This window comes from Labrenzia sp. 5N, from assembly GCF_012395805.1.
GTDB classification, from domain to species: domain Bacteria; phylum Pseudomonadota; class Alphaproteobacteria; order Rhizobiales; family Stappiaceae; genus Roseibium; species Roseibium algicola.
The window spans coordinates 44,818-70,258 of the sequence record NZ_JAAZTM010000013.1 but is presented as its reverse complement, the minus strand read 5'-3'; the positions used below and the strand labels follow the sequence as shown (position 1 = coordinate 70,258).

Annotated in this window: 26 protein-coding genes; 11 read left to right on the top strand and 15 right to left on the bottom strand. The window is 60.6% G+C overall.

The genetic code is table 11. The features are described from left to right. Window positions 1-72 precede the first annotated feature (72 nt). From HEP89_RS12895 to HEP89_RS12875, 5 genes are all read right to left on the bottom strand, one after another. A complete protein-coding gene (locus tag HEP89_RS12895) occupies window positions 73-1,422 on the bottom strand; it encodes an extracellular solute-binding protein (protein ID WP_168692201.1) in 1,350 nt (449 codons plus the stop codon). Window position 1,423: 1 nt separating this feature from the next. Next, window positions 1,424-2,530 (bottom strand): substrate-binding domain-containing protein, encoded by a 1,107-nt coding sequence (locus HEP89_RS12890; protein ID WP_062487234.1) that lies wholly within the window; start codon window positions 2,528-2,530, stop codon window positions 1,424-1,426. A 297-nt stretch (window positions 2,531-2,827) separates the two neighbouring features. Further along, window positions 2,828-3,238 carry a D-ribose pyranase gene (gene rbsD, locus HEP89_RS12885; RefSeq protein ID WP_023003049.1) on the bottom strand — a complete coding sequence of 137 codons (411 nt, stop codon included), beginning with the start codon at window positions 3,236-3,238 and terminating at the stop codon, window positions 2,828-2,830. Between the two features lie 27 nt (window positions 3,239-3,265). Continuing rightward, window positions 3,266-4,447, bottom strand: a complete 1,182-nt coding sequence (locus HEP89_RS12880) for a GAK system CofD-like protein (protein ID WP_168692200.1) — start codon at window positions 4,445-4,447, stop codon at window positions 3,266-3,268. Window positions 4,448-4,519: 72 nt separating this feature from the next. Next, window positions 4,520-5,776 carry a glycerate kinase gene (locus tag HEP89_RS12875; protein ID WP_168692261.1) on the bottom strand — a complete coding sequence of 419 codons (1,257 nt, stop codon included), beginning with the start codon at window positions 5,774-5,776 and terminating at the stop codon, window positions 4,520-4,522. 190 nt (window positions 5,777-5,966) lie between these two features. Between HEP89_RS12875 and HEP89_RS12870 the strand changes: the two genes are divergently transcribed. Then, window positions 5,967-6,356: a DUF427 domain-containing protein gene (locus HEP89_RS12870; protein WP_208984244.1), complete on the top strand. Its 390-nt coding sequence runs from the start codon at window positions 5,967-5,969 to the stop codon at window positions 6,354-6,356. Window positions 6,357-6,422: 66 nt separating this feature from the next. Here the strand turns inward: HEP89_RS12870 and HEP89_RS12865 are convergent, their stop codons facing one another. From HEP89_RS12865 to HEP89_RS12845, 5 genes are all read right to left on the bottom strand, one after another. Beyond that, window positions 6,423-6,794 (bottom strand): phosphate acetyltransferase, encoded by a 372-nt coding sequence (locus HEP89_RS12865; protein WP_168692199.1) that lies wholly within the window; start codon window positions 6,792-6,794, stop codon window positions 6,423-6,425. Continuing rightward, window positions 6,791-7,180, bottom strand: a complete 390-nt coding sequence (locus tag HEP89_RS12860) for a MaoC family dehydratase (protein WP_168692198.1) — start codon at window positions 7,178-7,180, stop codon at window positions 6,791-6,793. Before HEP89_RS12860 ends, HEP89_RS12865 begins: the two co-directional genes overlap by 4 nt. Before the next feature lie 3 nt (window positions 7,181-7,183). Then, window positions 7,184-8,725 (bottom strand): AMP-binding protein, encoded by a 1,542-nt coding sequence (locus HEP89_RS12855; protein WP_168692197.1) that lies wholly within the window; start codon window positions 8,723-8,725, stop codon window positions 7,184-7,186. Between the two features lie 98 nt (window positions 8,726-8,823). After that, the gene (locus tag HEP89_RS12850; RefSeq protein ID WP_077291856.1) at window positions 8,824-9,597 is read right to left on the bottom strand and encodes an enoyl-CoA hydratase/isomerase family protein; all 774 of its coding nucleotides are present in this window, start codon (window positions 9,595-9,597) and stop codon (window positions 8,824-8,826) included. A 10-nt stretch (window positions 9,598-9,607) separates the two neighbouring features. Further along, window positions 9,608-10,234, bottom strand: coding sequence for a TetR/AcrR family transcriptional regulator (locus HEP89_RS12845; protein WP_168692196.1), 627 nt, complete (start codon window positions 10,232-10,234; stop codon window positions 9,608-9,610). A gap of 461 nt (window positions 10,235-10,695) precedes the next feature. Here HEP89_RS12845 and hemA point away from each other — a divergent pair, with 461 nt between their 5' ends. The 10 genes from hemA (at window position 10,696) to HEP89_RS12795 (ending at window position 20,952) form a co-directional block, all read left to right on the top strand. Then, the gene (gene hemA / locus HEP89_RS12840) at window positions 10,696-11,913 is read left to right on the top strand and encodes a 5-aminolevulinate synthase (protein ID WP_031270302.1); all 1,218 of its coding nucleotides are present in this window, start codon (window positions 10,696-10,698) and stop codon (window positions 11,911-11,913) included. 493 nt (window positions 11,914-12,406) lie between these two features. Next, window positions 12,407-13,141, top strand: a complete 735-nt coding sequence (locus HEP89_RS12835; protein ID WP_168692195.1) for a DUF1194 domain-containing protein — start codon at window positions 12,407-12,409, stop codon at window positions 13,139-13,141. Between the two features lie 149 nt (window positions 13,142-13,290). Continuing rightward, window positions 13,291-14,538: a cation:proton antiporter gene (locus HEP89_RS12830; protein WP_168692194.1), complete on the top strand. Its 1,248-nt coding sequence runs from the start codon at window positions 13,291-13,293 to the stop codon at window positions 14,536-14,538. Window positions 14,539-14,591: 53 nt separating this feature from the next. Beyond that, window positions 14,592-16,202, top strand: a complete 1,611-nt coding sequence (locus HEP89_RS12825) for a glutamate synthase-related protein (RefSeq protein ID WP_168692193.1) — start codon at window positions 14,592-14,594, stop codon at window positions 16,200-16,202. A gap of 30 nt (window positions 16,203-16,232) precedes the next feature. Then, window positions 16,233-18,209 (top strand): thiamine pyrophosphate-binding protein, encoded by a 1,977-nt coding sequence (locus HEP89_RS12820; RefSeq protein ID WP_168692192.1) that lies wholly within the window; start codon window positions 16,233-16,235, stop codon window positions 18,207-18,209. Window positions 18,210-18,502: 293 nt separating this feature from the next. Further along, window positions 18,503-18,724 (top strand): hypothetical protein, encoded by a 222-nt coding sequence (locus HEP89_RS12815; protein WP_023003034.1) that lies wholly within the window; start codon window positions 18,503-18,505, stop codon window positions 18,722-18,724. Beyond that, window positions 18,721-18,888 (top strand): hypothetical protein, encoded by a 168-nt coding sequence (locus HEP89_RS12810; protein ID WP_168692191.1) that lies wholly within the window; start codon window positions 18,721-18,723, stop codon window positions 18,886-18,888. The genes HEP89_RS12815 and HEP89_RS12810 overlap by 4 nt, the downstream gene beginning before the upstream one ends. Then, window positions 18,885-19,952, top strand: a complete 1,068-nt coding sequence (locus HEP89_RS12805; RefSeq protein ID WP_168692190.1) for a Rieske 2Fe-2S domain-containing protein — start codon at window positions 18,885-18,887, stop codon at window positions 19,950-19,952. The genes HEP89_RS12810 and HEP89_RS12805 overlap by 4 nt, the downstream gene beginning before the upstream one ends. Then, window positions 19,949-20,710 carry a hypothetical protein gene (locus HEP89_RS12800; RefSeq protein WP_168692189.1) on the top strand — a complete coding sequence of 254 codons (762 nt, stop codon included), beginning with the start codon at window positions 19,949-19,951 and terminating at the stop codon, window positions 20,708-20,710. Before HEP89_RS12805 ends, HEP89_RS12800 begins: the two co-directional genes overlap by 4 nt. Continuing rightward, entirely contained in the window at window positions 20,707-20,952 is a 246-nt protein-coding gene (locus tag HEP89_RS12795) for a hypothetical protein (RefSeq protein WP_168692188.1), read from the top strand. The genes HEP89_RS12800 and HEP89_RS12795 overlap by 4 nt, the downstream gene beginning before the upstream one ends. Window positions 20,953-20,997: 45 nt before the next feature. On the opposite strand, the gene HEP89_RS12790 is transcribed toward HEP89_RS12795, so the two are convergent. Genes HEP89_RS12790 through HEP89_RS12770 form a run of 5 tightly spaced genes read right to left on the bottom strand, consistent with a single transcriptional unit; the run spans window position 20,998 to window position 25,398 of the window. Continuing rightward, window positions 20,998-21,792: an alpha/beta hydrolase gene (locus HEP89_RS12790; RefSeq protein ID WP_209014676.1), complete on the bottom strand. Its 795-nt coding sequence runs from the start codon at window positions 21,790-21,792 to the stop codon at window positions 20,998-21,000. Continuing rightward, window positions 21,789-22,850, bottom strand: a complete 1,062-nt coding sequence (locus HEP89_RS12785; RefSeq protein ID WP_077291845.1) for a branched-chain amino acid ABC transporter permease — start codon at window positions 22,848-22,850, stop codon at window positions 21,789-21,791. Before HEP89_RS12785 ends, HEP89_RS12790 begins: the two co-directional genes overlap by 4 nt. A gap of 15 nt (window positions 22,851-22,865) precedes the next feature. Further along, window positions 22,866-23,894 (bottom strand): branched-chain amino acid ABC transporter permease, encoded by a 1,029-nt coding sequence (locus HEP89_RS12780; protein WP_023003027.1) that lies wholly within the window; start codon window positions 23,892-23,894, stop codon window positions 22,866-22,868. Beyond that, a complete protein-coding gene (locus HEP89_RS12775) occupies window positions 23,891-24,616 on the bottom strand; it encodes an ABC transporter ATP-binding protein (RefSeq protein WP_168692187.1) in 726 nt (241 codons plus the stop codon). The genes HEP89_RS12780 and HEP89_RS12775 overlap by 4 nt, the downstream gene beginning before the upstream one ends. Further along, on the bottom strand, window positions 24,616-25,398 hold the full coding sequence (locus tag HEP89_RS12770; RefSeq protein ID WP_207106374.1) for an ABC transporter ATP-binding protein: 783 nt from the start codon (window positions 25,396-25,398) through the stop codon (window positions 24,616-24,618). Before HEP89_RS12770 ends, HEP89_RS12775 begins: the two co-directional genes overlap by 1 nt. Window positions 25,399-25,441 lie beyond the last annotated feature (43 nt).

Below are 25,441 nucleotides of genomic sequence, written 5' to 3'. Positions count from 1 at the left end.
TGGACGCCCGGTCCGGGCCGTTATGTGCGGGCTTTCCCACCCCCTCGTGGGGTCTTGAGGGGTGGAAAGGCGTTACTGGATCTTGGCCAGTTCCTCGTTGAGCTTGGCAACGGTTGCCGCAGCATCGCGTTCATCGTCGATGTATTCACGCACCAGTCGGTTCATCACCTGGCTGTTGATCATCTTGGAGGCAAGCGAGAGCTGGCCTTCCTTGACGCCCCAGCGGCTGGCGGTGTCGAGACCGGAGACGATGGTCTTGATGGTCTCGGCATCGTAGAGATCGGTCAGCGGCGCCTTGCGGTCGACACCTACCGGGAGCTTTGCCCAGCCATCGACGAATTCGGTCGCGTTGTCGGCTGAACCACGACGGATCGGGAACTTGCCTTCCGGCGCGATCGACAGGGTCGACAGGTAGCCGTCATCCATGGAGAACTCGACGAACTGCATCGCCGCTTCCGTGTCCGCGTCGTTGGTGATGCCGAAGTAACGGATGTCGGCCCAGGCTGCCCCATCTGGATTGGACGGGCCGCTCAAGGTGGTGACAACACCAGTCTTGGAAGCAAGTTCCGTGGAAGTCGGATCGTCGGTGATGGTGGGCGGAGCGCTGTCACGCAGGCCAGCAAGCTCATCCAGGATGAACGGTGACCAGATGATCATGGCTGCTTTGCCGGCAAAATAAAGCTCGCGCGACTGCTTCCAGAAGAGGTCTCCGGGAGGCGATACCTTGGCGATGGCCTTGTAGAACTCCAGCGCTTCGACGGTCTTCTTCTCGTCCAGCGGCTTGAAACCGTCATCACCGACAGGGCTGACACCATTGGCCAGAAGCACGTGCTCCAGCACCTGGCTCATGAAGTTCTCGTCAACCTTGGTCGCGGCGACGAAACCGAACATCTCGGGCGGGTTATGAAGCTTTTCGACGGCCGCCAGAATGTCTTCATAGCTGTCCGGAGCGGCAAGGCCGTTTTCCTCAAAGAGGTCCTTGCGGTAGATCACCATCTGGGTCCAGCCGTCCACAGGCACGGAGGCGACACCGTCTTCAACGGCAGCCATGGCAACCGCGCCCGGCGCGAATGTGCCGGCACCCAGTTTTTCAAACACCTCGGTTGCAGCTTCCGTATCCAGGATGCCTGCTTCGGCCCAGGGCAGCGCGTATTGCAGCGTGTGATAGATGACATCCGGCAGATCGCCGGCGGCAAAGGCTGCCGTGGCACGCGTGCCGAGATCGGATTCCGTCACCGGAATGACGTCCACCTCGATGCCTGTCTTTTCCTTGAACGCGGCGGCCATTTCTTCCTGCTTGGCCAGGCGCTCCGGTTGTTCTTCAGTCGTCCAGAACCGCAACGTCTCGGCCTGTGCGGCCGTCAGACCGAGCGTCAGAACGCCCGCGATGGTCGAGGCCAGGAATGTTGTCCTCCCAAACATATTACTCTCCCTTCCTGCCGGAATGTGGCTGTTGGTTCAGCCGGTCGCGGAGCGCGCTTGCAAGCGCCTCCGATGAATTTGCCGGAGCGCCATCCGAGGCGCGCCGGATCAGGTTTGCCTTGGCAAGGGCCTGCAGATCCGTGGGGTTCTTGCCGTCCAGAACATCGATAAGCATGCGGGCAACCCTGCCGCCTGCTTCCTGGGCGCTTTGCGAAAAGGTCGTCAGCGGCGGGTCCAGATATTCGCCCACCGGCAGGCCGTCATAGCCGACGACGGTAACGTCGGAGCCGACCTTCAGACCGAACTTGCGGCAGTACTGCACCGCTCCGATGGCAAGGGCGTCGGTCACGCACAAAAGTGCGGTTGGCGGCGCCTCCAGCGACAACAACGCCTCGGCGCCTGCAAAGCCGCCTTTTTCGCTGAGCGGCTGAAGATTTTCCAATGCCGGATCATGTACAAGGCCCAGGGCCTCCAGGCCCTGCCTGTACCCATTGCGGCGCTGAAGCGCGAAGTTGAGTTCCATCGGACCGCCGATGAACCCGATCCGCTCGTGTCCGAGGCTGTAGAGGTGGCGAACGCCGTCAGCAAAGGCCGCCTCGTTATCGATATCGAACCAGGCATAGCCTGCCGGATCGCGCGTGCGGCCGTGGGCGACGAATGGAAAATTCTGTTCCCGCAGATAGGCGATGCGCGGATCGTCCACTTCCGTTCGGGTGACGATGAAACCGTCCACCTTGCGCCGGGCGATCAGCCGCTTCACGGTCTCGATCATGTGTTCGCGTGAATGGGCAGTGGTCACCAGAAGGTCCAGCCCCAGTTCGTCGAGAGCTCTTGCGATGCCGTCGATGAATTCGGACAGGAACGGATCCGCTCCACTGCCGTGACCCACGGGGATGACGATGCCGAGCGTGTCCTGACGTCCGCGTTTCAGATTGCGCGCGGTGGCCGACGGCTGATAGCCCAGATCCTGAACAGCCTTGAGGATACGTTTTCGGGTGGCTTCGGAAATATCGGTGTAATTGTTGAGGACCCGCGACACGGTTCCTTTCGCAACGCCCACATGGCGCGCCACGTCATCAATGGTGACGGAATCGCGAAGTCGCGACATCGATCCTCCCTGCGAGCCCGAAGGGCTCAATTCCCGGCCTGCAGCCCCAAAAGGCAACAGATTGTTTTATTGAGGAAAATTTTTACAAAACCGATTTTGTAAGTCAACAAAATCGGTTTTGGAGATCAAATTTTTATTTTTTGCAGAGCGGGAAGCGACTGACGTTGCAACGAAACATGCCGTCGCAACGTTTCGGAAAACAAAAATGGGAGGAGCACTTCCGCTCCTCCCTCGCATCGGTCAGTTCTCATCAATGGCTGTCGAGACAGGCCTTGCAGACACCGTCTGCGGCGATTGTCAGAACGGTACGCCGGAGACGAGAATCAGATTTGCATAAGGCGTGCATTCACCGGTGCGAATGACCGCACGTGCCTTCGAACAACGCTCCTTGAAGTCCTCGTGAGACATGCGGACATGCTCGATCGGCTTGCCGGTATCAGCCGCCCAATGGGCCAACCGGACCTCGATCTGCGTGACGAGATCTTCCGATGCCTCGTCCGCAAAGACCGCCTGCTCGACGATCATTTCATCGGCCAGAGCTTCCAGAACATCGAAGAAGGCCGGAATACCGGGGCTGACTGCCAGGTCGATCACACCAACATTGGCAGGAACCGGAAGGCCTGCATCGGCAAGGACGATCTCGTCCGTATGGCCGAGCGAGGCTACCAGTTTACTGAGATGCCGGTTTAGAAGCTTCGTACGTTTCATGGCCTTGTCCTGAATGTTTGGTGGTGCTTACGTCAGCGAGACCAGAGTTTCGCAAAGCGGCACAGGGGCATAATAGGGGGCTGACGCCTTGCTGACGAGATCGAGCCGAAGCACGGAAAGCCCAAGCGCCTGCAGCCCTTCCGTTTCCTTCTCCGGAACCGCTTGGTCGACGATCACGAAGTTGAGCAGACGGTCGACCGGGCAATCGCCGCCCGCGTCCCGCCGCAAGTAGGCAAGCAGGGTCTGCACCTTGTCGGCAACACTCATCCTGCCGGTTTCCGGATCCTGCCCCGTTCCGGGCACATAGACCTTCGGAACGGTGCGTGCGGCAATGGCTTTTCCGACGCCTTTCGGCAGAAGATTTGCGATCAGGCTGGTATAGAAACTGCCCGGCGCATAACAGATGAGGTCAGCGGACTGGATGAGGCTCCGGTTGCGGTCCGGAAACGCTGCTTCCGCAGGGTCCTTGCCGGTCAGCCCCCGATTGAGGAACAGGTTCCTGATCGGCGAGACCAGTGGCGGATGCTCCTTGCCGGTCAGAAGATGCTGGCCGATGACAACCTCGCCATCCTCAAGGTCTGCCCCCAGGTGCAGGTTGTCGTCGGCAACGGCCCGGACGGTGCCCTGAACACCCACCAGCTTGGCCACCAGAAAGATGATCGGTTCAAGTTGCTGGTTCTGGTTGAGGTAACCACCGGCCAGGATCAGGTTGCCGATGCTCGCGCCGCGCAGGTCGAAATCTATCGGGCGTGCCGCGTGAAACATCCCCAGCTGATTCTGGATGAGCGTGCGCATCGGCTGCTCTATCGCCTCCACCAGCGGATGCGTTCCGGCGATCATGCTTTCCAGCTCGGCAGCCAGATCCACTTGCGAGGCTGTTTTCGAAAACCGATGTGTGAACAGGCGAAAAACGTCCGGATGGCCGAGCACCGTTTCGTCGGCGAGTGCCATCAACCGGCTTCTGAGATCACCAATGGCCGGCATGTTGAAGGCAATCCTGAGCCCTTGCGAGCTGCCGCCGGAATCGAACGGTGTCACCAGGTGGATGGAATTATGCGTGTAGCGCTTCAGGCACTGGGCGACACCGTTGAGTGCCGATCCTCCGCTGAAGAACAACGTCCTCGGGCCAAGCTTCGGATTGGACAGAAACCGTTCGATCCGAAACGGATCCGGCAGGCGCGCCACACGGGTGATGGTGATTTCAGTCAAGTCCGGTCCCTTGGGAATTCCGGCGCCATTTGCCGGGTAAAGGATTTGCGGGCGTTCGTCCCGGCCAATGCGCTATCCAATCCATATGGCACGGAAATCATTGACATTCGTCAGTGTCGGCCCGGTGACAACCTGATCTCCGATCGTGTCGAAAAAGCGGTGAGCGTCATTGGTAAGAAGTGCCTCTTCCACATCTGCACCCGCCTTGTCCGCACTCGCCAGCGTATCCGGGCCAATGACAGCACCCGCTACCTCTGCTGCCCCGTCGACACCGTCCGTGTCGCAAGCGATCGCGTGGATACCTGGAGCCCCGCGCAAGGCAAAGGCAAGAGCCAGGGCGTATTCGGCGTTCGGTCCGCCAACGCCCTCGCCGCGTCGGGTCACCGTCAGCTCACCGCCGGACAGCAGCAGCAAGGGCCGGCTGCCTTCGGGGCGCTCGCTCTGGCGGCTGAGGGCAAGCTCTGCATGGGCACGCGCAACTTCCCGCGCTTCGCCTTCCAGGGCATCCCCCAGGATCTCGACATCACAGCCTTCTGCTTCAGCAAGGTTCCGGGCAGCTTCCAGCGACTGGGAGGGAGCTGCGAAGATGACATTCGACACTCGGCTAAGCTTTTCGTCATCGGGCTTCAACACACCGCTTCCGGCGGCGAGAGCCTGTTGCACCGAAGCCGGCACTTTGATCTTCCACTGCTCCAGGATCGCCTTGGCATCGGCCGTCGTGCTGGTATCACCAACCGTCGGACCGGACCCGATTTCAGCAGGATTGTCACCGGGAACATCGGAGATGAGCAGAGCCAGCATCTTTGCAGGATAGGCAGCGGCTGCCAATTGCCCGCCCTTCACCCGGCTCAGATGTTTCCGCACGACGTTCATCTGGCCGATCGGCGCACCGGAGGCCAGAAGTGCCTGGTTGACCGCCTGCTTTTCGGCCAGCGAGATTTCTCCGGCAGGCGCAATCAGCAAGGCCGAGGCACCACCGGACATGAGCACCAGCACGTAGTCGTTCTCACCCAGGCCTGAAACAAGCTCGATCATGCGTTTGGTCGCGACAAACCCCATTTCGTCCGGAACCGGATGCGCGGCCTCCACGATCTCGATCCCTTCGCACGGCCTCGCGTAGCCATAGCGCGTGATCACCAGGCCTTCGCACGGCCCCCAGACCTTTTCGACCGCTTCCGCCATTCGGGCGGAGGCCTTGCCTGCGCCGATCACCACGACGCGGCCCGCTGGTTTCTCCGGCAGAAACGCACCAAGGCTCTGCATCGGGTCCGCCACTTCGACGGCCCGCAGGAACAGCCGTTTCAAAAAATCCTGAACGCTTTCGGCCATGGCACCACTTCTTCCTAAATTCATGTTCTCCTGTTTGAGCGCAGAACTGCAGGAATTATCAAGGCCGAAACGATGACCTTCAACCTGCGAACGCCCAAAACCCAGCGAAACCGTGTGCCCTGCAGCATAGAATTGTTTTGCGTTTCATCGTCACCATCCACACATGAGGGCCAATTCCACGGAGGACCTCATGACTGCGCAGACAATGCCCGCCTTCGATACGGCGATCCGCAACCCGGAAAACCCCGACCACCTGATGGTGATTAAGGACGTGCCCCGGCGAATTCGCATCTACCAGGGCGCGGCCCTGCTGGCGGACAGCATCAATGCGGTTCGCGTTCTTGAAATCGGCAAGTCTTTTTATGACCCCGTGATCTACGTGCCGGAAGCCGATCTCAAGACCCGGTTCGGGTATGTCGACAAGTCTACCCATTGCCCCATCAAGGGCGACGCCAGCTACATTTCCCATGATGGCGAGGAGATCGGCTGGGTCTACAGATCGCCGGTGCCGATGGCGGAGAAACTTGCCGGGCACTACGCCTTCTGGCCATCCAAGGTCCGGATCATCGAGGGCGAGTAGAAGGCCCTCGAATGCGCAACCGGTCAGCCTAACGCCGCTCGGCAGCCAAAAAACTGTAACAACGGCTCAGTCCTTGCCAACATCCTCGACATAGACCAGCGCCCGGCCCTGACAGATGCGGGTGCCGTCCTCGGCTTCACAGAGCGTTTCCAGATCGACCAGGTGTTTTTCCGGCCGCAGGCGCGTGATGGTCACCGAGGCCGTCAGCGTCTCCCCAACCGGGGCAGGCGCCAGAAACTCCAGGTTCTGCTTCAGGTAGTTGGTTCCTCTCCCCGGCAGCTCGACGCCCAGCAGATAGGAAAAGAGCCCGCCGATCAGTGGCCCCGGAACAGACACCGGTACTTCCGCACCGTTTCCGGCAAGCTGCGCGAAACCACGCATGTCGTCTTCTGTGTAGTTGCGTTTGACTTCCGCGCGCGCTCCGACTTCCAGGCTCATGTCCGCACCCCCAGTTTGCAGGAACCGGACAAGGTCACGGCCCCGTCCGCCGCACGGGCGACCTCGATCAGGATCAGGTCTGCATCGTCCTCGCTCGGCGTGAACGAAAACGACAGTTCCTCATTCGCATAGGCCGGATTGGGAAACATCAAAGTCTGCACGGCATGGCTTCGCCCCGGATGGAGGGCCTCCAGATGCGCAAAGACCCGCGTATAAAGCAGCATTCCGTGGGAGACCGTCCGACCGAACCGTGTGCGAGCCGAAAATTCGGGATCGACGTGGATCGGGTTGTCATCACCGGACAGATCGGCAAAGGCATCGAAATCCTCCTGACGGGGGATCCAGCTAAACGTTGCGCTGTGCTGCGCGTCAGCGGTCAGGCTCATCGGTTATGCTTTCTCCAGGGAATTGTCGGCAAGGAAGTCGTCTTTCAGAATGTTCTTGCGCACCTTGCCCGCCGCGGTGCGCGGCAGGTCGTCAACGACGGTAAAGCTTTTCGGCACCTTGTAGGGCGCCAGCTGCTTGCGGCACCAGTCGGCCAACGTCGTCGTGTCGAGGTCTTCGCCGGGACGCACAATCAGGAAGGCCGCACCGACCTCGCCCCACTTAGCATCAGGCACACCAATCACCACAGCCTCCAGAACAGCCGGATGACCAACAAGAACCTTCTCGACTTCGGCCGGATAGACGTTCTCGCCTCCCGAGATGTACATGTCCTTGATCCGGTCGACGATGTAGTAGTAGCCGTCCTCGTCGCGGCGCCCGATGTCACCGGATTTCAGCCAGCCGTCGACAGTGAAGGTGGCAACCGTCGCTTCCTTGTTGTCCATGTAGCCCGGCGTGATGTTCGGCCCGCGAAACTGGACTTCCCCCTCACCCGGCCCTTCGACAATACCGCCATCGCCGTCGACCAGGCGAACATCCGTCAGGATCTGCGGTTTTCCGACTGAACCGATCTTGGCGGGCGCATGGCCCTTGTCCATCAGGAATACGGTTGGCCCGGTCTCGGTCATGCCCATGCCATTGCAGATGGTGACACCCCGCTCCTGAAACTCCGACAACAGGTGTTTCGGCACCGGCGCACCACCGCACCCCAGGGACCGGACCCTTGAAAAGTTCGTCTTGCCGATCCTGGGTGACAGGGCCAGCGCCTGATAGATCGCCGGAACACCGAAGAAGCAGGTGACGTTTCCGGCGGAAACGAGATCAAGCACGGTCTCCGGGTCGAACTTGCGCAAGACTGTCGACATGCCGCCGTTCAGGAAGATCGGCAGCGTCGGCAGGTTGATCCCCGCCGTATGGAAGAGCGGCAGGAAATTGACGCCTTTTTCGCCGATCGAAAGACCCGTTGCCTGGCAGTAGTTGATCATGTTGGCATAGGCCATGCCCGCCGTCTGGATGACCGCCTTGGGCAGGCCCGTCGTTCCGGAGGTGTAAAGCAGATACCAGGGGGCCGAGGCCTTGACCTTGCCGCAGCCGATCGCTGCAGGACTTGCCCCCGTCAGAAGACGATCAAGAGCACTGCCACCCCGGCCCTCGGCGCCCAGAGGCAGAAGCGACAGGCCGGTTGTGGCGGCAAGTTCTTCGGCAATCTCGACAAACGCAAGATCATGAAACAGCAGCTTCGCACCGGAGGCCGCCAATATGGGCTGCAGCTCGGCAACCGGCTGTCGCCAGTTGAGCGGCACAAGCAGGATGCCGGTTTTCTGAGCCGCAAACAGCAGCACGAAGAAATCCGGGTGGTTATGGCAAAGCACCGCCATGCGGTCGCCCTTGGCAAGACCGCGACCGAGCAGAAGGTTGCCCAATCGGGTGGCGCGTTCGTTGATCTCGCAGAAACTGAAAGATCTGCCGCTTTCATGATCGACAAAGGCTGTCGCCCCGGGCGTGAGCTCCGCCCGTTTTGCGGCCATGTCGGTTAAATATTCCATGCGTCCTCCCAACACCTGGCGGGGCCTCGAGCCAGCGCCCTGCAAGGCGAGGTGTCCGTCTTGCAGTCGCCGTCCCGGTCCTTCGGACGGGCTTCTCCTCAGGCCCGTTTCCTGGTGAATTCCTTCATGCCGTCGAGCGTGCTTTGACGGCTCACCAGGTCCAGGAACCTGGCTTTTTCCTGGTCGAGACGGTCTCGCACCATCGCGCATCTGCGTGCATCCCAAACACTCTGCCGTGTCGTGCGATGGGTCTGGGCGAAGCCTTTGCCGAGATCCACGACCCAGCCGTCAACAGTTGCAACAAGCTCAGCCCCCGGCACCTGACAGACGGCAAGCCCCAGTTCCACGGCCTCCGAAGCACTGATGCGCGTGTTGCGATACTGGATCGCAAGTGCCTTCGAAGTGCCGATGCGGTCCGGCAGCAAGGCTGTCCAGCCGCCATCCGGACCGAACCCCACCTGATTGTAGTAGGGCTGGACAAAGGCTGTCCCGGACATGGCGACCATGTCTGCCGCCAGCATCAAGCCAGCAGAACCACCCGTCACCGGCCCATTGACCGCCGCCAGCACCGGCGCCGGAAAGGACAGCAGGCCGAGGATCGTCTCGTGCAGGCTGCCGACAAGCTCGTCCGAGTAGGCCACGAGTTTACCCTGCGATCCGGCATGGTCCAAAAACCCGCCAATATCGCCACCAGTCGAAAAGCTGGATCCGCGGCCTGACAGGACCAGCGCCACCGGTTCGGCCATCGCCGCTTCGGCAATGGCGCTCCGCAGTTCGCAAACCAGGGCCGGAACCAGAGCATTGTGCCGGTCCGGACGATTCAACCATATCCAGATAGCGCCGCCGCGTGTTTCTGTCTCAACGAGGCCCATGACATGCGCCTCAGGGTTTGATGCCGTTGGCAATCAGGTCGTAGGCACTGGCAACCAGTTCGGAAATGGGTTTTTCCGACTTGAACACGACCAGCTGCTCTCCAAGAGCCCGGGCGATGCCCATGAGGGCCCAGGCACGGGTTTCCGTGTCCCCCTTGGAGATCTGGCCGGCGGCCTCGGCGGCAACCAGTCCAGACCGGTAACCGGCGGCGAATGTCTTGTAATATTCCTCATAGGCGGCAGGATCGACGAACAGTGCTTCCTGTACGATCCGGTAGAGGTCCGGATGGGCCTGGACGAATTCCAGGAAGGCCCGCAGGCCGGCCTCTTCCGCTTCCAGTCGGTTGCCGATGCCCTGCGTTGCCTCGGCGATCGTGTGTCGGACCAGCCGCCCCATTTCCAGGACGAGCTCCGAGAACACCTGCTCCTTGGTGGTGAAGTAGATATAGAAAGTGCCTTGGGCGACGCCTGCCTCACTGGTAATGTGGCCGATGGAGGCGTCGTTGTAGCCTTTCTCGCCGATCACCCTTTCGGCAGCTGTCAGGATCGCCTTTCGGGTGGCTTCACCGCGCGCCGTTTTCGGCTGGTTGCCTGCAGCCTTTTGCGGCGCGTCTGCTTCTGCGGCTGATTTGCGCACCTGCTGTTTCCTCCCAATTCATGAAACATGAATCAGTATTCATGTTTGAGGGTTGAAAGCAAGAAACTTCTTCAAACCGGGCCGAAGAATGCGGCAATTTGGCCCCATGCACTTTCCGATGCCGTACCCATGTTTGCCGTAACAGCGAAAACTTTCCGGCAATCACCTTGGGATATTCTTCGGTTTCACCGGGAATTGCGCTCTTTTTTCCGACAAGGGAACAAGGCCGGTTTTCCTTGGCAAACCACGGCAACGGACACTATGGCGATTGGACGCAGCCGGGGTTTTTGACCTTGATCAAGGCCAAAACTTTGATAAGCAGTTTTGAATGGCTATAAGTTAGCTGCTAGTCTGGAATCGGACGGAAAGGTTCCAGGCAGCAAATTGGCCGCGCGGGACGCGAGTTGCGCGGGCAGGAGAGAGGCGCTGGCAAAGGTGCCCGCGATGAGAGGATCCTGAGAATGGACGTGAACGCGTATCTGGAAGAACGCCTGGGCAAACTGCATGACAACGGCAATTACCGTGTGTTTGCAGATCTGGAACGCCAGGCAGGTGCTTTTCCGCGCGCAACCCGTTACCGCGAAGATGGTTCCGTTCAGGACGTGACCGTCTGGTGCTCCAACGATTATCTCGGCATGGGCCAGAACGAAAAGGTCGTGTCCGCGATGCAGGACGTGATCTCCAAATGCGGCGCAGGCGCAGGCGGAACGCGCAACATTTCCGGCACCAACCACTACCATGTTCTTCTGGAGAACGAGCTGGCCGACCTTCACGGCAAGGAAGCTGCTCTGATCTTCACCTCCGGTTATGTTTCCAACTGGGCAGCGCTGGGTACGCTCGCCTCCCAGGTTCCGGGCATGATCGTCTATTCGGACTCGCTCAATCACGCCTCCATGATTGAAGGCATCCGCCACGCCCGCTGCGAAAAGCGCATCTTCAAGCACAACGACTATGAAGACCTGGAACGCCAGATGGCGGCGGACGATCCGGACGCGCCGAAACTGGTCGCATTCGAAAGCGTCTATTCCATGGATGGCGACATCGCGCCGATCAAGGAGATCTGCGACGTTGCCGACAAGTTCGGTGCACTGACCTACCTCGACGAAGTGCATGCCGTGGGCATGTACGGCCCGCGCGGTGGCGGCGTTGCCGAACGCGAAGGCCTGATGGATCGTCTGACCATTATCGAAGGCACGCTCGGCAAGGCCTTCGGCGTGATGGGCGGTTACATCACCGGTTCGAAGACGGTTGTCGACTTTATCCGCTCCTTCGCCTCCGGCTTCATCTTCACCACCGCCCTGCCGCCGGCGCTGGCAGCAGGCGCAGCCGTCTCCATCCGTCACCTGAAGGACAGCCCGTTCGAGCGCAAGGCGCACAAGGACCGGGTCGCCCAGGTCCGCGCCGCTCTCGACAAGCGCGGCATCCCGCACATGGAAAACCCGAGCCACATCGTTCCGGTGATGGTGGGTGATGCCAAGAAGTGCAAATGGATCTCTGACATCCTTCTGGACACCTATGGCATCTACGTTCAGCCGATCAACTATCCGACGGTTCCGGTCGGCACGGAGCGCCTGCGCTTCACCCCGACCCCGCTGCACACGGCCGAGGACATCGAACACCTCGCCAACGCGATCAACGACCTGTGGTCGCAATGCGCACTGGCCCGCGCTGTCGCGTAAGGTCAGAATTAAAACAGATCAGACAAAACCCGCTTTCCGATGGAAGGCGGGTTTTTTGTTTGTTCATTTCGAAGCGTCGTCATCCCATGGCATGACCATGGGATCCAAGCCGTTGCACCTCCGTACAAAGAGCGTGAACGAGGAAACGCATTGGCATGGATTGCGGGATTAAGCACATCCGAACCTCCATGATTTGTCGTCCCGGTTTGTTGCGTCAGCAGCAAGACCGGGACCCAGTACGCCGTGTCGTATGAGACGAAAACCGCAAAGTCTGTGAGTTACTGGATCCCTGCCTGCGCAGGGATGACAAGTTGCCGGTGCTTGAGTGCAAATATTCTGTGGCGAGAGCTTCCCCGGATACGAGTGGGGCAAGCCGTATTATGACATGTGCGAACAACGACAAACTTCGCGACACGACCATCATCCACCCTGCCATTTTCCCGACCCCGCCCTAGCTACTCTCAAATGCCTTTGCCATGGGGAGACGGTTGCGATGCGGATAATCCTTGCTGTTGTTGTCTGGTGCCTTTTTCTGATCCCCCCAGCCTTTTCCGAAGAACTCGATCTGGAACTAGTGCTCCTGGCCGATGCAACCGGGTCCATCGATGACGAAGAAATTCGGTTTCAACGCAAGGGCTATGCCGACGCGATCACGGATCCGTCAGTGCTGAATGCCATCGCCAGCAATATCTACGGCAAGATCGTCGTCACCTATGTCGAATGGGCGGACATGCGCTCCCAGGATGTTGTCGTGGACTGGACAGTCATCGACGGTCCGGAGAGCGCCCAGCATTTTGCAACGGAACTGATGGCAGCCCCGCGCCGCGCCTACGGCCGCAACGCCATTGGCGCAGCGCTTCTGAAAGGCAAGGAGCTGATCGACGACAATGCCTTTGCAGGCTTGCGCAGGGTGATCGACCTGTCTGCCGACAGCGCCAACAATTGGAACGGCCCGACCATACCCGAAGCCCGGAATATCGTGGTTTCCTCCGGTATTGTCATCAACGGCCTGGCGGTTCTGTGCCGGCATTGTTCCGGCCGGCCGATTGCCTACGATCTGGAAAAGCGGTTCTACGAGAGCATCATCGGCGGTCCGGCCGCCTTTGTGGTGACTGCCGACAGTCCAGCGACATTTGCCGAAGCAGTGCGCAAGAAACTGATCCTTGAAATCGCCGCCAAACCCACCGATGCGCAGCGCATCCTGAAGCAATTATCGGCCTTGCAGTAATCCTCACACGGGCCTTTGACCCGCCCTTTCCAAACGCATTTTCGCCTTTGGCAAATCACGGCTGTCGCACAACCGCGTCATCGCATTATGATTTGAGACGGCAGCTCGCGCTGTCCTAACGTCACAGCGTTCGAGGGGGATACCGTTTCATGACAACCGGCCTGTTGCTTCTGGCGCTGTTTACGGTCTGCTACACGCTGCTGGCCAGGACATTGTCGAAGGGCGTCCTGACAGCGCCGATCCTCTTCATCGGCTTCGGTTACCTGATGGCCCAGACCGGGCTGATGCCCGGAACCGATGCTGAACGCCTTCTGCATATCGTTGCCGAAATGGCTCTCATCGTCCTTCTGTTCCTGGACGCTGCCCAGATCAATCTTCAGGCCCTGCGCCAGCGCCACCAATGGCCCCTGCGCATGCTCGCCCTTGGCCTGCCACTTGCCATCATTATCGGAACCATGGCGGCCATACCGTTTTTGAGCGGCGAACCGCTCATCGTCGCCGCTCTTGCTGCCGCGCTGCTCGCCCCGACCGATGCTGCTCTCGGCCAGGCTGTCGTCACCAACAAGGCGGTGCCGGAGCGGGTGCGCCGGGCGCTGACCCTGGAAAGCGGCCTCAATGACGGACTGGCCCTGCCGGCCATCTTGCTGTTCGCGAGCCTTGCCGGGGAAATGATGCAGCCGGGCGCGACAGACTGGCTGATGTTTGGCGCCAAGCAACTGATCCTTGGTCCCCTGGCGGGCGCGGCTATCGGTGCTGCGGGCGGGGTGCTGTTTCTGGCTGCCAAACGCCGGGGCATGACCACCGATACAATCGAAGGCATCGGCGCCATTGCCATGGCTAGCGGCGCTTATCTGGCCGCCGGCGAAATCGGCGGCAACGGCTTCATATCAGCGTTCGTCGCAGGGCTCTTCTTCGGCAACGTCATCAAGGGGCAATGCGCCTTCATTTACGAGTTTACCGAAAGCGAAGGCCAGATGCTTTCCTGGGGTGCCTTTTTCCTGATCGGTCTTGCCCTGTTGCCCGATGCTATCGCCCATCTTGATGCCGCCAGCCTTGCACTCATTCTGGTGAGCCTGTTCGTGGTGCGGCCACTGGCGGTCTGGCTGTCGCTTGCCGGCACGGATGCCGCCCCGCTGACCAAGCTCTTTTTCGGCTGGTTCGGCCCGCGCGGACTGGCAACAGCCCTCTTTGCGCTGCTCGTCGTTGACCAGATCGATCACGCAATCGGCGAACAGCTCCTGAATCTGGCCGTTAACGCGGTCTGGATCAGCGCGGTCCTGCATGGTGTCACAGCCGTGCCTTTTGCCAAATGGTACGCTGCTCACATGTCCGGCAAGGACGGGGCAGCGGAACTCAAGGCCATGCCGCCCATGCGGCCGGAAGTGCCTGCCGACTGAATTTCGACCAACCCAATAGCAAGGGCGCATATCGCCAGTAGCCGGGGGAAGACATGACAAAACAGGTTGTTGCCAAACTCAGCGAATTGCCGGACAGAAAACCGACCTATGCCCTCGTCGCCGATGTTGACCTTGTGGTTGTTCGCTTCGACGACGACATCTCCGTCTTCTACGGCCGCTGCCTGCATCGCGGCGCACTCATGTCCGATGGCTATGTCAGCGGCAACAACCTCATCTGCGGTGTTCATTACTGGGATTACCGGCTCGACAGCGGCGTCTCCGAATACAACAACTCCGAGGCCTTGCCGAAATTCAACAGCTGGGTGGAAGGCGACGATGTCCTGGTCGACGAGGACGAGGTCGCCGCCTGGGCTCGGGAGCATCCGCAGCCGTTCAACCGCAACAGCTACCTCGGCCTTTATGCCGACACCAGCCACGGCACCGAGGAAGAACCTTACAACGGCCTGATCCAGCAATACGCCCGCGACGGTCTTAAAAAGACAGGTCATCATGGCCGCGTCGACGCCATGGGCGTGCCGCGCAACCAGTTGCCCGACTGGGACGATATCCAGATCCTGACGGCCCAACTGCAGAAATTCCCGCTTCTGGAGGACGAACCGGTCGGCACCGACGTTGTTGTCGGGCCGAACGCGCAGAAACCGCTGAAACTGAAGATCCCGTTGCTGGTCTCCGACATGAGCTTTGGCGCCCTGTCGGAGCCAGCGAAGATTGCCCTTGCCAGAGGCGCAGACCTTGCCGGAACCGGCATCTGCTCCGGCGAAGGCGGCATGCTGCCGGAAGAACAACAGGCCAATTCAAGGTATTTCTATGAACTCGCCTCGGCCCGTTTCGGTTTTGCGTGGGACAAGCTCGACAAGGTTCAGGCGTTTCACTTCAAGGGCGGTCAGGGGGCCAAGACCGGCACGGGTGGTCATCTGCCGGGTGCCAAGGTCAAGGGCAAGATTGCCGAGGTCCGCGGCTTGAAGGAAGGCGAAGACGCGATCTCGCCACCCCGCTTTCCGGACTGGACAGATCGATCCCAGATAAAGGATTTCGCTGACGAGGTCCGCACCCGCACCGGCGGCATCCCGATCGGTTACAAGCTGTCGGCCCAGCACGTCGAAAAGGATATCGACGCGGCGCTGGAGCTGGGTGTCGACTACATTATCCTTGATGGCCGTGGCGGCGGCACCGGGGCAGCACCGATCATCTTCCGCGACAATATCTCCGTTCCGACCATTCCCGCGCTTGCCCGCGCCCGGCGGCACCTCGACACGTCGGAACGGCCGGACATCACGTTGATCATCACAGGCGGCCTGCGCAAACCGGCCGATTTCATCAAGGCCCTGGCGCTCGGTGCCGACGCGGTGGCGCTTTCCAATTCGGCCATGCAAGCCATCGGCTGTATCGCCATGCGAGCCTGCCACACCAACAATTGCCCGGTCGGGATCGCCACCCAGAAACCGCATCTGGTCAATCGGCTGGAAATCGAGAAATCCGCCCGTCAGCTGACCAACTTCTTCGAAGCATCGGTTGAACTGATGCAGGTGATGGCAAGGGCCTGCGGCCATTCGCACCTGAGCCAGTTCACCCTGGAAGACCTGACGACCTGGAAACGGGAAATGGCCGAGCTATCCGGCGTTGCCTATGGCGGCATCGCGTGACCGATCGCGACGTTTAAGGGAGGAAGACCAATGGACGCACAGGATCTCGACTGGATCAAGGTTGGGCACGTCAAAGACCTGCCCGAAGGCCGGGTGAAAACGGTCACGGCGCGTACAATCTCGATCTGCCTGTCGCACTTCGAAGGCCAGTGGGCGGCGATGGACAATCATTGCCCGCATCAACGCGGCCCGCTCGGGGAAGGCTCCATCGAGAAGGGGTCGGACGGCAAATGCTGGATCCGTTGTCCCTGGCACGGCTGGGATTTCGATCCGCTGACGGGCACGCCTCCCGGCGGTCACGAGGACAGTGGCCAGAAGCTCTATCCCCTCAGGATCGACGGTGACGAGATCTTCATCGGCCTGGAACCGGAGCCGCCCCATGAACGCACGGTGACCGACGTCATGGCCGAAACCATGGTCAACTGGGGCGTCAAGCGTGTCTTCGGCATGGTCGGCCACTCCAACCTCGGTCTTGCCGATGCGATACGCCGTCAGGTCGACAAAGGCGCTTTGGGCTATATCGGAATTCGCCACGAGGGCGCGGCCGCCTTCGCCGCATCCGCCTATGGCAAGCTGACAGGCAAACCGGCAGCCTGCCTCACCATTGCCGGCCCCGGCGCAACCAACCTTCTGACCGGCCTCTGGGACGCCAAGGTCGACCGGTCACCGGTTCTGGCCCTCACCGGCCAGGTTCAGACCCAGGTGTTCGGCCCCGGGGCCTTTCAGGACATTGATCTCAAATCCGCGTTCGAAGCCGTCTCGAAGTTTTCCCAGCCGGTGCTCAGCACCTCCAACCATGCCGAGCTGATGTCGCTGGCCTTGAAAACCGCGCTGGTGGAACGGGATGTCGCCAATCTCATTTTCCCCGACGACGTCCAGACCAACCCGAGCAGCAGGGAGGCAGGCAAACCCGAAGGCCGCCTCGGCGGAACCGGCATCACGCCCTCCGGCGAGGATCTCGCAAAGGCCGTTGAGATGATCAACGCAGCGAAACGCCCGGTCATTGTGCTTGGCTACGGCGCCAAGGATGTTCGCGACAAGGTCGTTGCGCTTGCCGAAAAGCTCGGCGCTCCGGTCCTGACCACTTTCAAAGGCAAGGGCCTGATCCCGGACACCCACCCGCTGGCGGCTGGTGTTCTTGGCCGCTCCGGGACGCCCATTGCAAGCTGGTTCATGAACGAGGCGGATCTGATCGTCTCGCTCGGGTCTTCCTTTGCCAACCACACAGGCATCGCTCCCTACAAGACCATCATCCAGGTGGATTTCGAGCGCATGCAGCTCGGCAAGTTCCATCCCGTGACCCTGCCTGTCTGGGGCGAGATCGGCACCTTCTGCGAAGCCATTGTCGATCAGGCGCTGAAACCGGCAGATGCCCCCGACCAGGCGAGCGAGCTGGTGGAACGCTGGACAATCTGGCGCGCGGAAAAGGATCTTCGTCTTTCCGAGGACGGCGGCAGGGGCATTCACTCGGCGGCCGTTTTCAAGGCTTTGAGCGATCTGTGCCCACCGGACGCGATCATCCCGGTCGACGTCGGCAACAACACCTATTCCTTCGGTCGGTATTTTGAGCCTTGCGGACAGCGTATCCTGATGTCCGGCTATCTCGGCTCCATCGGCTTCAGCCTGCCCGCGGCCCTGGGCGCCTGGAGCGCGACCCAGGACTTCGAGGAATTCCGGGGCCGCAAGGTGATCTCGATTTCGGGTGACGGAGGTTTTGGTCAATACGCCATGGAGTTCACCACGGCCGTCAAATACGGAATGGATATAACCCATATCCTTTTGAACAATTCAGAGCTCGGCAAGATCTCCAAGGAGCAGCGCTCGGGCGAATGGCCGGTCTGGGAAACGAACCTCACCAACCCGTCCTTCGCCGCTTTCGCGCGCCTGTGCGGTGGTCATGGCCACCGGGTGACCGACCCTGCCGAACTGAAAGACGCCATCGCCGATGCGATCGCCCACGACGGTCCGTCACTGGTGGAGATCATCACGGATGCGGATCTGGTTTGATGGAAACCGTGACAAGGTCTCAATCGCTCCTTTTACGCGGCAAGGCCACTCGAGCAACACCTCCTCCTCCGTCATCCCATGGCTCGACCATGGGATCCATGCCATTGCGGTTCGACATGACGGACCTCGCTCAAGGCACGGAAACGGCATGGATTGCAGGGTCGAGCCCTGCAATGACGGGGTGAGAAGAGAAGAGAGGCCAACTCGGACCGGAAGAAATGAAGAGACCGTTGGCAATGCTTCGTAATGAGCTAAGCTGACACCAATCACATCCAGACCTGGTGGGGGTCCACTTGCAAACAGCAGCCATTCTGATCGACATCGGAAAATACTATCTCATGGCCGGCGGGCTGGTCGCGGTACTCTTTCTTGTCATCGGCATCGACCGGGTGGAGCCATCCGCACGCGGGTCTCATGTCTTCCGGCCCTTGCTCATTCCCGGTATCTGCCTGATCTGGCCGCTGGTGCTCTATCGCTGGTACGTGCTTGAAAAGCATGGGGAGGCTGGCCGGTGAAACGTGCACATCGCAAAGCCCATGCCCGTATCTGGACTGTCCTCGGCCTTTTGCTGCCGCTGGCTTTCTTTGCCATCCTGGCGATGCGCCAGTCGCCCCCCACGGACAGACCGGCTGTGCTGATTGAAGTCCCGGTGGAAAGCTCCGGGGAGGCAAGCCAATGAGCGTGCAATACACACCGGTGATCTGGAATCGCAACAAGATGGTCTATGATGCCATCCTGCTGATTGCCGTTGCGCTTTATCTTTACATCTTCATTCGTGTCGGGCCGTTCTATGAGGATATCACCCGGCCAATCGACGGTGCCATCCTGAGGATGCGTGCCTTCGGCAGCTGTGCCTTCCTGATGCTGACGGTGATCCTGTGCATCGGGCCGCTGGCCCGGCTCGACCGGCGCTTTTTGCCGCTGCTTTATAACCGCCGCCATTTCGGCGTGATGACCGCCGGTATTGCCGCCGTTCACGCCAACTATGTGCTTGGCTGGTATTTCAACTTCTCACCGACAGACAGCTACGTCGCGTTACTGTCGTCCAACACAAGCTACGGGCAAGTGATCGGCTTTCCCTTCGAGGCTTTCGGTATCGCCGCGCTCCTGATCCTGTTCGTACTGGCTGCCACCAGCCATGATTTCTGGCTCAGCTTTCTGGGAGCGCCGATCTGGAAGGCGCTGCACATGTTCATCTATGCCGCCTACGCCTTCGTAGTGTTGCATGTCGCGCTCGGCGCGCTGCAAGGCCCGTCCGATCCCATCTTCACCAGCATGGTTGCGGCAAGCGTTGTCATGGTCTGCGGTCTTCACTTTGCAAGCGGGCGCCTGGAGGCCAATCGGGAAAAGGGCGATGCCACGGCAAAGGCTTCCCTAGAGGAAGCCGGCTGGGTCGTCGCCGGAGAGGTGGACGAAATCGACGACAAATGCGCCAAGGTCGTGACCCTGAGCGAAGAGGAGCGTGTCGCAATCTTCAAGTATGACGGCAAGCTGTCGGCTGTCACCAATGTCTGCGCCCACCAGAACGGCCCGCTTGGCGAAGGCAAGGTGCTGTGGGGCTGCATCACCTGCCCCTGGCACGGGTATCAGTACAATCTGGCCGACGGCCGAGCACCCGCGCCCTTCACCGAGAAGATCGCCACCTACAAGCTGAAGCTGGTCGGCTCCACCGTTCTTCTCGATCCCAACGCTCTGCCACCCGGCACCTATGTCGAGCCGGTGGTGATCGGAGGTGCGCCATGAGCTGGAAACAAACCAAGGCGGCTCCGTTTTTCGTCGGTTATCTCAACAAGGTACCGAAGCCGCTGGTGGCCTTTCTCGGGGTCTTCTCCCTGTGTTTTGTCGCGGGACTGGGCCTTGCAGCCTTCGCCCTGTCCACCACACAGAACGATCCGGGCAGCGGCACGTTTCAGTGGGGCAACAGGTTCGAGCAAACCGGCCTGCTCGAACTCCGGCCCTATCCGGTGTTCCGCATTCCGGCGGATGGCGACACCCCTGCCCGCACCTACATGCTGGCAGGCCAGGGCAAACGCGGTGTCTTTGAACAGGCAGAAGCCAATCGCGAGATGCAGGTGACCTTGCGTGGAGTGCCCGTGAACCGGGGCGATCTGACAATGATCCAGGTGGGACAGGTAGCACCTGCTATGGACGATGCGCCCGGCTTCACCCCATCCGAACCCGTCTCGCTGGGACGCTGGAAACTGACCGGTGAAATCTGCGACGGCAAGTGCTATGCGGGCGCCATGCGCCCGGGCCGGGGCCTTGCGCACAAGGCCTGCGCGGACCTCTGCCTGACCGGCGGCATTCCGCCGGTCTTCGTCTCGTCCGGACCGGTCGAGGGGCGCACCTTCTTTCTCATGGCCGGCAAGGACGGCCAGCTTCTCGGCGATGCCATCGATCCGCTGCTGGCGCTTTACATCGAGGTCGAAGGCGAGGTCGAACAGCTGGACGACCTGATGGTGTTCAAAGCGGACCTTCTGACCGCCAGGGTGCTGAAATGAGCGACCAGCCGCAAAAGCCTCTCTGGCAGAACATCCTGATCTCGCTGGTGATGACAGCACTCCTCGCCGGGATCGCCTGGGCTGTGTGGACCTACGCCAACAGCAGCGTCCAGGATTTTGCCCTCGGCACGTTGCTGCGCGACCTCCGCTTCTTCGTCGGCCTGCTCGCCGTGTTCCTGGTTTTGAGCATCCTGGACCGGATCATTGAATTCGTGAAGGCGAAGCTGGGCGGCGGACACTAAGGAAACGGTCAGGATGGCCGTCCCAAAAAGCCAAGTTTGTGCGCCTCAGCCCTTCACCAGGTTCCGCAGCAGGCTGTTGAACTTGTCCGCCTCTTCCATGTGCGGCGCGTGGCCTGATGCTTCAAAGCCATGGAAACGGAAATCCAGAACATTGTCCGCGTGCCAACGATGGACACCCGGGCCGTAAAGCTGGCTGCGCAGACCCGCCACCAGATGAAACGGCACGGGAAAGGCTTTCAAAAGCGGGCGGAAATCCTGCGCGGTGAGCGACGACCACATCGGCTTCAAGAGCACAGGATCGGCTGCAGCAATCTCTTTGCGGGCTAGCTCCGCAACGCACTCCGGCACGGGCAGGCCTTCGGCGAACAGTCGTCTCGCGATCCGGGCCGGCAGTTTGGCCCAATCCGCCACAATGGCATTCAGGAAATGGTCGTTGAGTTCAGCATTGAGGCCGTTCAGCGTTCCGTTCTGCCAGTCGGGGTCGTTCAGAACCTTCGGCGTCATGTCAATGGCAACGAACTGCGAGATCCTGTCGGCGCCGTGCCGCTCGATCATTGCATAGGAAACCAGCGCACCCATCGACCAACCGCAGAGGATTACTTCGGTTAGTTCGCGCTCGACCATAGTTTCATGAACCGCATCGGCTGCTGCCTCGATGGTCAATGGCAACCGGCCCGCTGTTTTGCCGTGGCCCGGCAGATCCGGAACGATGCAACGGGCGTCAGTTTTCAGAGCCCCGATCTGGCCTTCGAAGAACCGGCCCGGACAGGACCAGCCGTGGATCAGCACCAGCGGTCTGCCCGTTCCCTCGTCGCGGATATGCAGCATATTCCCGCTCACGCACGCCCCGCCCGTAGCCGTCCGACAATGCCCGTCGGGAAAAAATAGACCGACAGAATGAAGAGAACACCCAGCCACAACAGCCAGCGTTCCGGCGCCACCAGCGTCGAGAACACCGGCACCGCGCTGGTTGCTTCTGCAGCAACACCCATCAGGTTCTGCAGATAGGTTTGCGCCAGAATGAACAGGGTTGCCCCGAGCACGGCCCCGTAAAGCGTGCCCATGCCCCCTATCACGACCATCAACAGAATGTCGATCATGATCTCCATGGAGAGCGTTGTTGCCGGGCCGGTGTAGCGCAGCCAGATGGCCAGAAGAGAGCCCGCAAGCGCTGCCATGACTGCCGACAGAACGGTGGCCGTGGTGCGATACCAGACCACGCGGTAACCGATCGCCTCCGCCCGGAAGGCATTGTCGCGAACCGCCTTCAGCGTGCGGCCGAACGGCGAATTGACGATGCGCAGCATGATCAGGAACAGGATCGCGGCGGCGAAGAACACCAGGTAATAGGCCAGGATCTTGCCATTGATGCTGACGTCGAACACCTTCGTCTTGATAAGCTTGAAGGCGGGCGTCAGTTCGCGCGGGATCTTGTAGTTGAGCCCGTCCTCACCGCCTGTCAGCCAGGACATCTGCGACACCAGCACGGCAAAGGCGCTTGCGACCGCCAGCGTCACCATGGCGAAGAAGATCGCCTTCACCCGAAGCGAGAACAGCCCGATGGCCAGCGCGAACAGGGCCGCAACCCCGGCACCCGCCGCCGTACCCCAGATCAGCGAACCGTAGTTCGGCCCGGTGGTCGACAGGGCAAGCGCGGTCCCATAAGCGCCGATGCCGAAGAACATGGTGTGGGCGAAGGAAACGATACCGGCATAACCCAGCAACAGGTCGTAACTTGCCACCAGCACGATGAAGATGCAGATCCGCGCGGCCGTCTCCAGCGACTTGGTGCCCGGAAAGAGAAACGGTGCAAAGGCGAGCGAGATCAACACGATCAGCAGCAGCGCTGTCAGAAGGCCGCTGCGCGGCGTGTCGCCGGAAAGAAGTCTGGTCAGCATGATCTTGTTCCGTCCCTACTTCGCCTTGACCACCGGATAAAGCCCCTGTGGCCGCCACATCAGCACCACGACCATCAGCGCGATGGTCGAGATCAGCGCCACCTTCGGCGCCAGGAAGGCCGTGTAGTTTGCAAGCAGTCCCACCAGCATGGCGCCGATGAAACAACCCTCGACCGAGCCGAGGCCGCCGATGATCACCACGATGAACACCAGCACCATGATCTCCGAGCCCATGTGTGCGGTAATCGTTTCCTGATAAAGTCCCCACATGACGCCTCCGAGCCCGGCCAGCGCCGACCCGGTCATGAACACGATCAGGAACAGCCGGCGGATACGGTAGCCGAGTGCTTCCACCATCTCGCCGTTCTCCACCCCGGCGCGCACCAGCAGACCGATCTTGGTGTTCTTCAGGATATGGCGCATGCCGATGAACAGCGCGAGGCCGATGCCGACCGCCACCAGGCGATATTTCTCGATGGCTGCTTCGCCGATCACCAGCGATCCCTGCAAGGCTTCCGGGCGGGACATATGCAGCTCGTCCGGCCCCCAGACCACGTAGATCATCTGCTGAGCCACGATCAGCCCGCCCATGGTGACAAGGATCTGCTTCAGATGTTCGCCGTAGACCGGCATCACGATCACCCGCTCGAAGGCAAGACCGAGAAGGCCGGTCACGAGCATGGCCGCAAGGATGGCAATCAGCACGGCGGAGAGATTCATGAAGACGCTTGGCGAAGCCGTCCAGCCGGCCAGCCAGGCCAGAACCGTGAAGCCGACGAAGGCGCCGACGGCAACAAAGGCGCCATGGCCGAAGTTGATCACGTCCATCAGCCCGAAAACCACGGTCAATCCCGACGCCATGATGAAGATCATCATGCCCATGGCCAGCCCGGCCACCGTCAGTGTCAGCCAGCTCGCCGGATTGCCGATGGCAATGAGCCCGACGGCAGCCAGCACCGGCACCAGCAGCACCGGCAGTTTCTGGGCAAGCTGTTCCTTCAGCGGGATTTTCTCGATCCGCGGTTTGATCGCCGTCTCGCTCATTGATGCGCCTCCAGGCTCAGCCCCATGAGTTTTTCCTGCAAGGCGACATCCGCCACCAGTTCGTCCATGCGGCCTGAATGAATGATGTGACCATCATCCATCACCGCGACCGTGTCGCCGATGCCGGACGCCATGGCGAAATTCTGCTCCACCAGCAGGATAGTGGTGTCGGTTTCCTTCAGTTCCTTCAGCGCATCTGTCATCGCCTTGATGATCGCCGGTGCGAGGCCTTTCGTCGGCTCATCGATCAGGATCAGCCGGCGCGGCTCGATGATCGCCCGCGCCACGGACAGCATCTGCTTCTGACCACCGGACAGCGTTCCTGCGGAGGAATTCCAGAAGCTGCCGATCGGCGGAAACAGCTCCTTGATCCAGGCAAGGCGCTTTTGGTCCATCGGCCCGTTGGCAGCGGCCAGGATCATGTTTTCGGCAACTGTCAGATCGGTGAAGATGCCCATGTCTTCCGGCACGAAGGCAATTCCCCTGCGGGAAATTTCAGGCGTCGACAGTTTGGTGATGACATGATCGTCAAACCGGATATCGCCCTGGCTGGCCGTCCAAAGCCCCATAATGGTGCGTAACGTTGTGGTCTTGCCCGCGCCGTTGCGGCCGAGCAGAACGGTCACCCCACCTTCAGGCACTGCGAGGTCCACGCCCTGCAGGATGTGATAGGGGCCGATATGGGTGTGCACTCCGGAAAGGGTGAGCAGGTTTTCCGCCATCACGCAGCCTCCCCGGAGGAAGCCGGTGCCTTGCCGAGATAAGCCTCCTGCACGATCGGCAGGGCAATCACTTCCGAGGGTTCTCCATCGGCCACCAGCGCCCCGTTGTGCAGAACGATGATACGGTCGGCCAGGGTGCGAATGACATCCATCTTGTGCTCCACCAGCAGGATCGTCCGGTCCATGTCGCTCTTCAATTTCTGGATCAGCTCCAGGATCACCGGCACTTCGTCGACGCTCATTCCGGCGGTCGGCTCGTCGAACATGAGCACCTGGGGCCCAAGCGCGATCAGCAGCGCTACCTCAAGCTTGCGCTGGTCACCATGGGGCAGAGCGGAAACGGTCTGGTCGGCCTGATCGATCAGCCGAACCTCCGCCAGCACGTGGTCTGCCCGCTCCAGAAGTTCCACATGGCTTTCTGCAACGGTGAAGAGATCGAACCCCTTGCGTGCCTTCGCCTGAGCTACAAGCCGCACGTTTTCGCGCACGCTCAGGGTCGGAAAGAGATTGGTCAGCTGGAACGCCCGGCCGATACCCCTGTCGGTGCGTTCAGGCACCGACAGTCGGGTGATGGTCTCGCCGTTGAGCAGCACAGCCCCGGAGGTCGCTGCCAGCTGACCGGAGATCAGGTTGAAATAGGTGGTCTTGCCCGCGCCGTTCGGCCCAACGATCGCCGTCAGGGTGCCTCGATCGAAGGCGCAGGAAACGTGATCGACCGCCACATGACCGCCGAAGCGAATGGTCAGGTCCCTCGTTTCCAGAATCGGGTGTTCCTTGGCCACGATGCGCGTTCCCAGGCTTGATTTGTCGCGAAAACTGTATCGG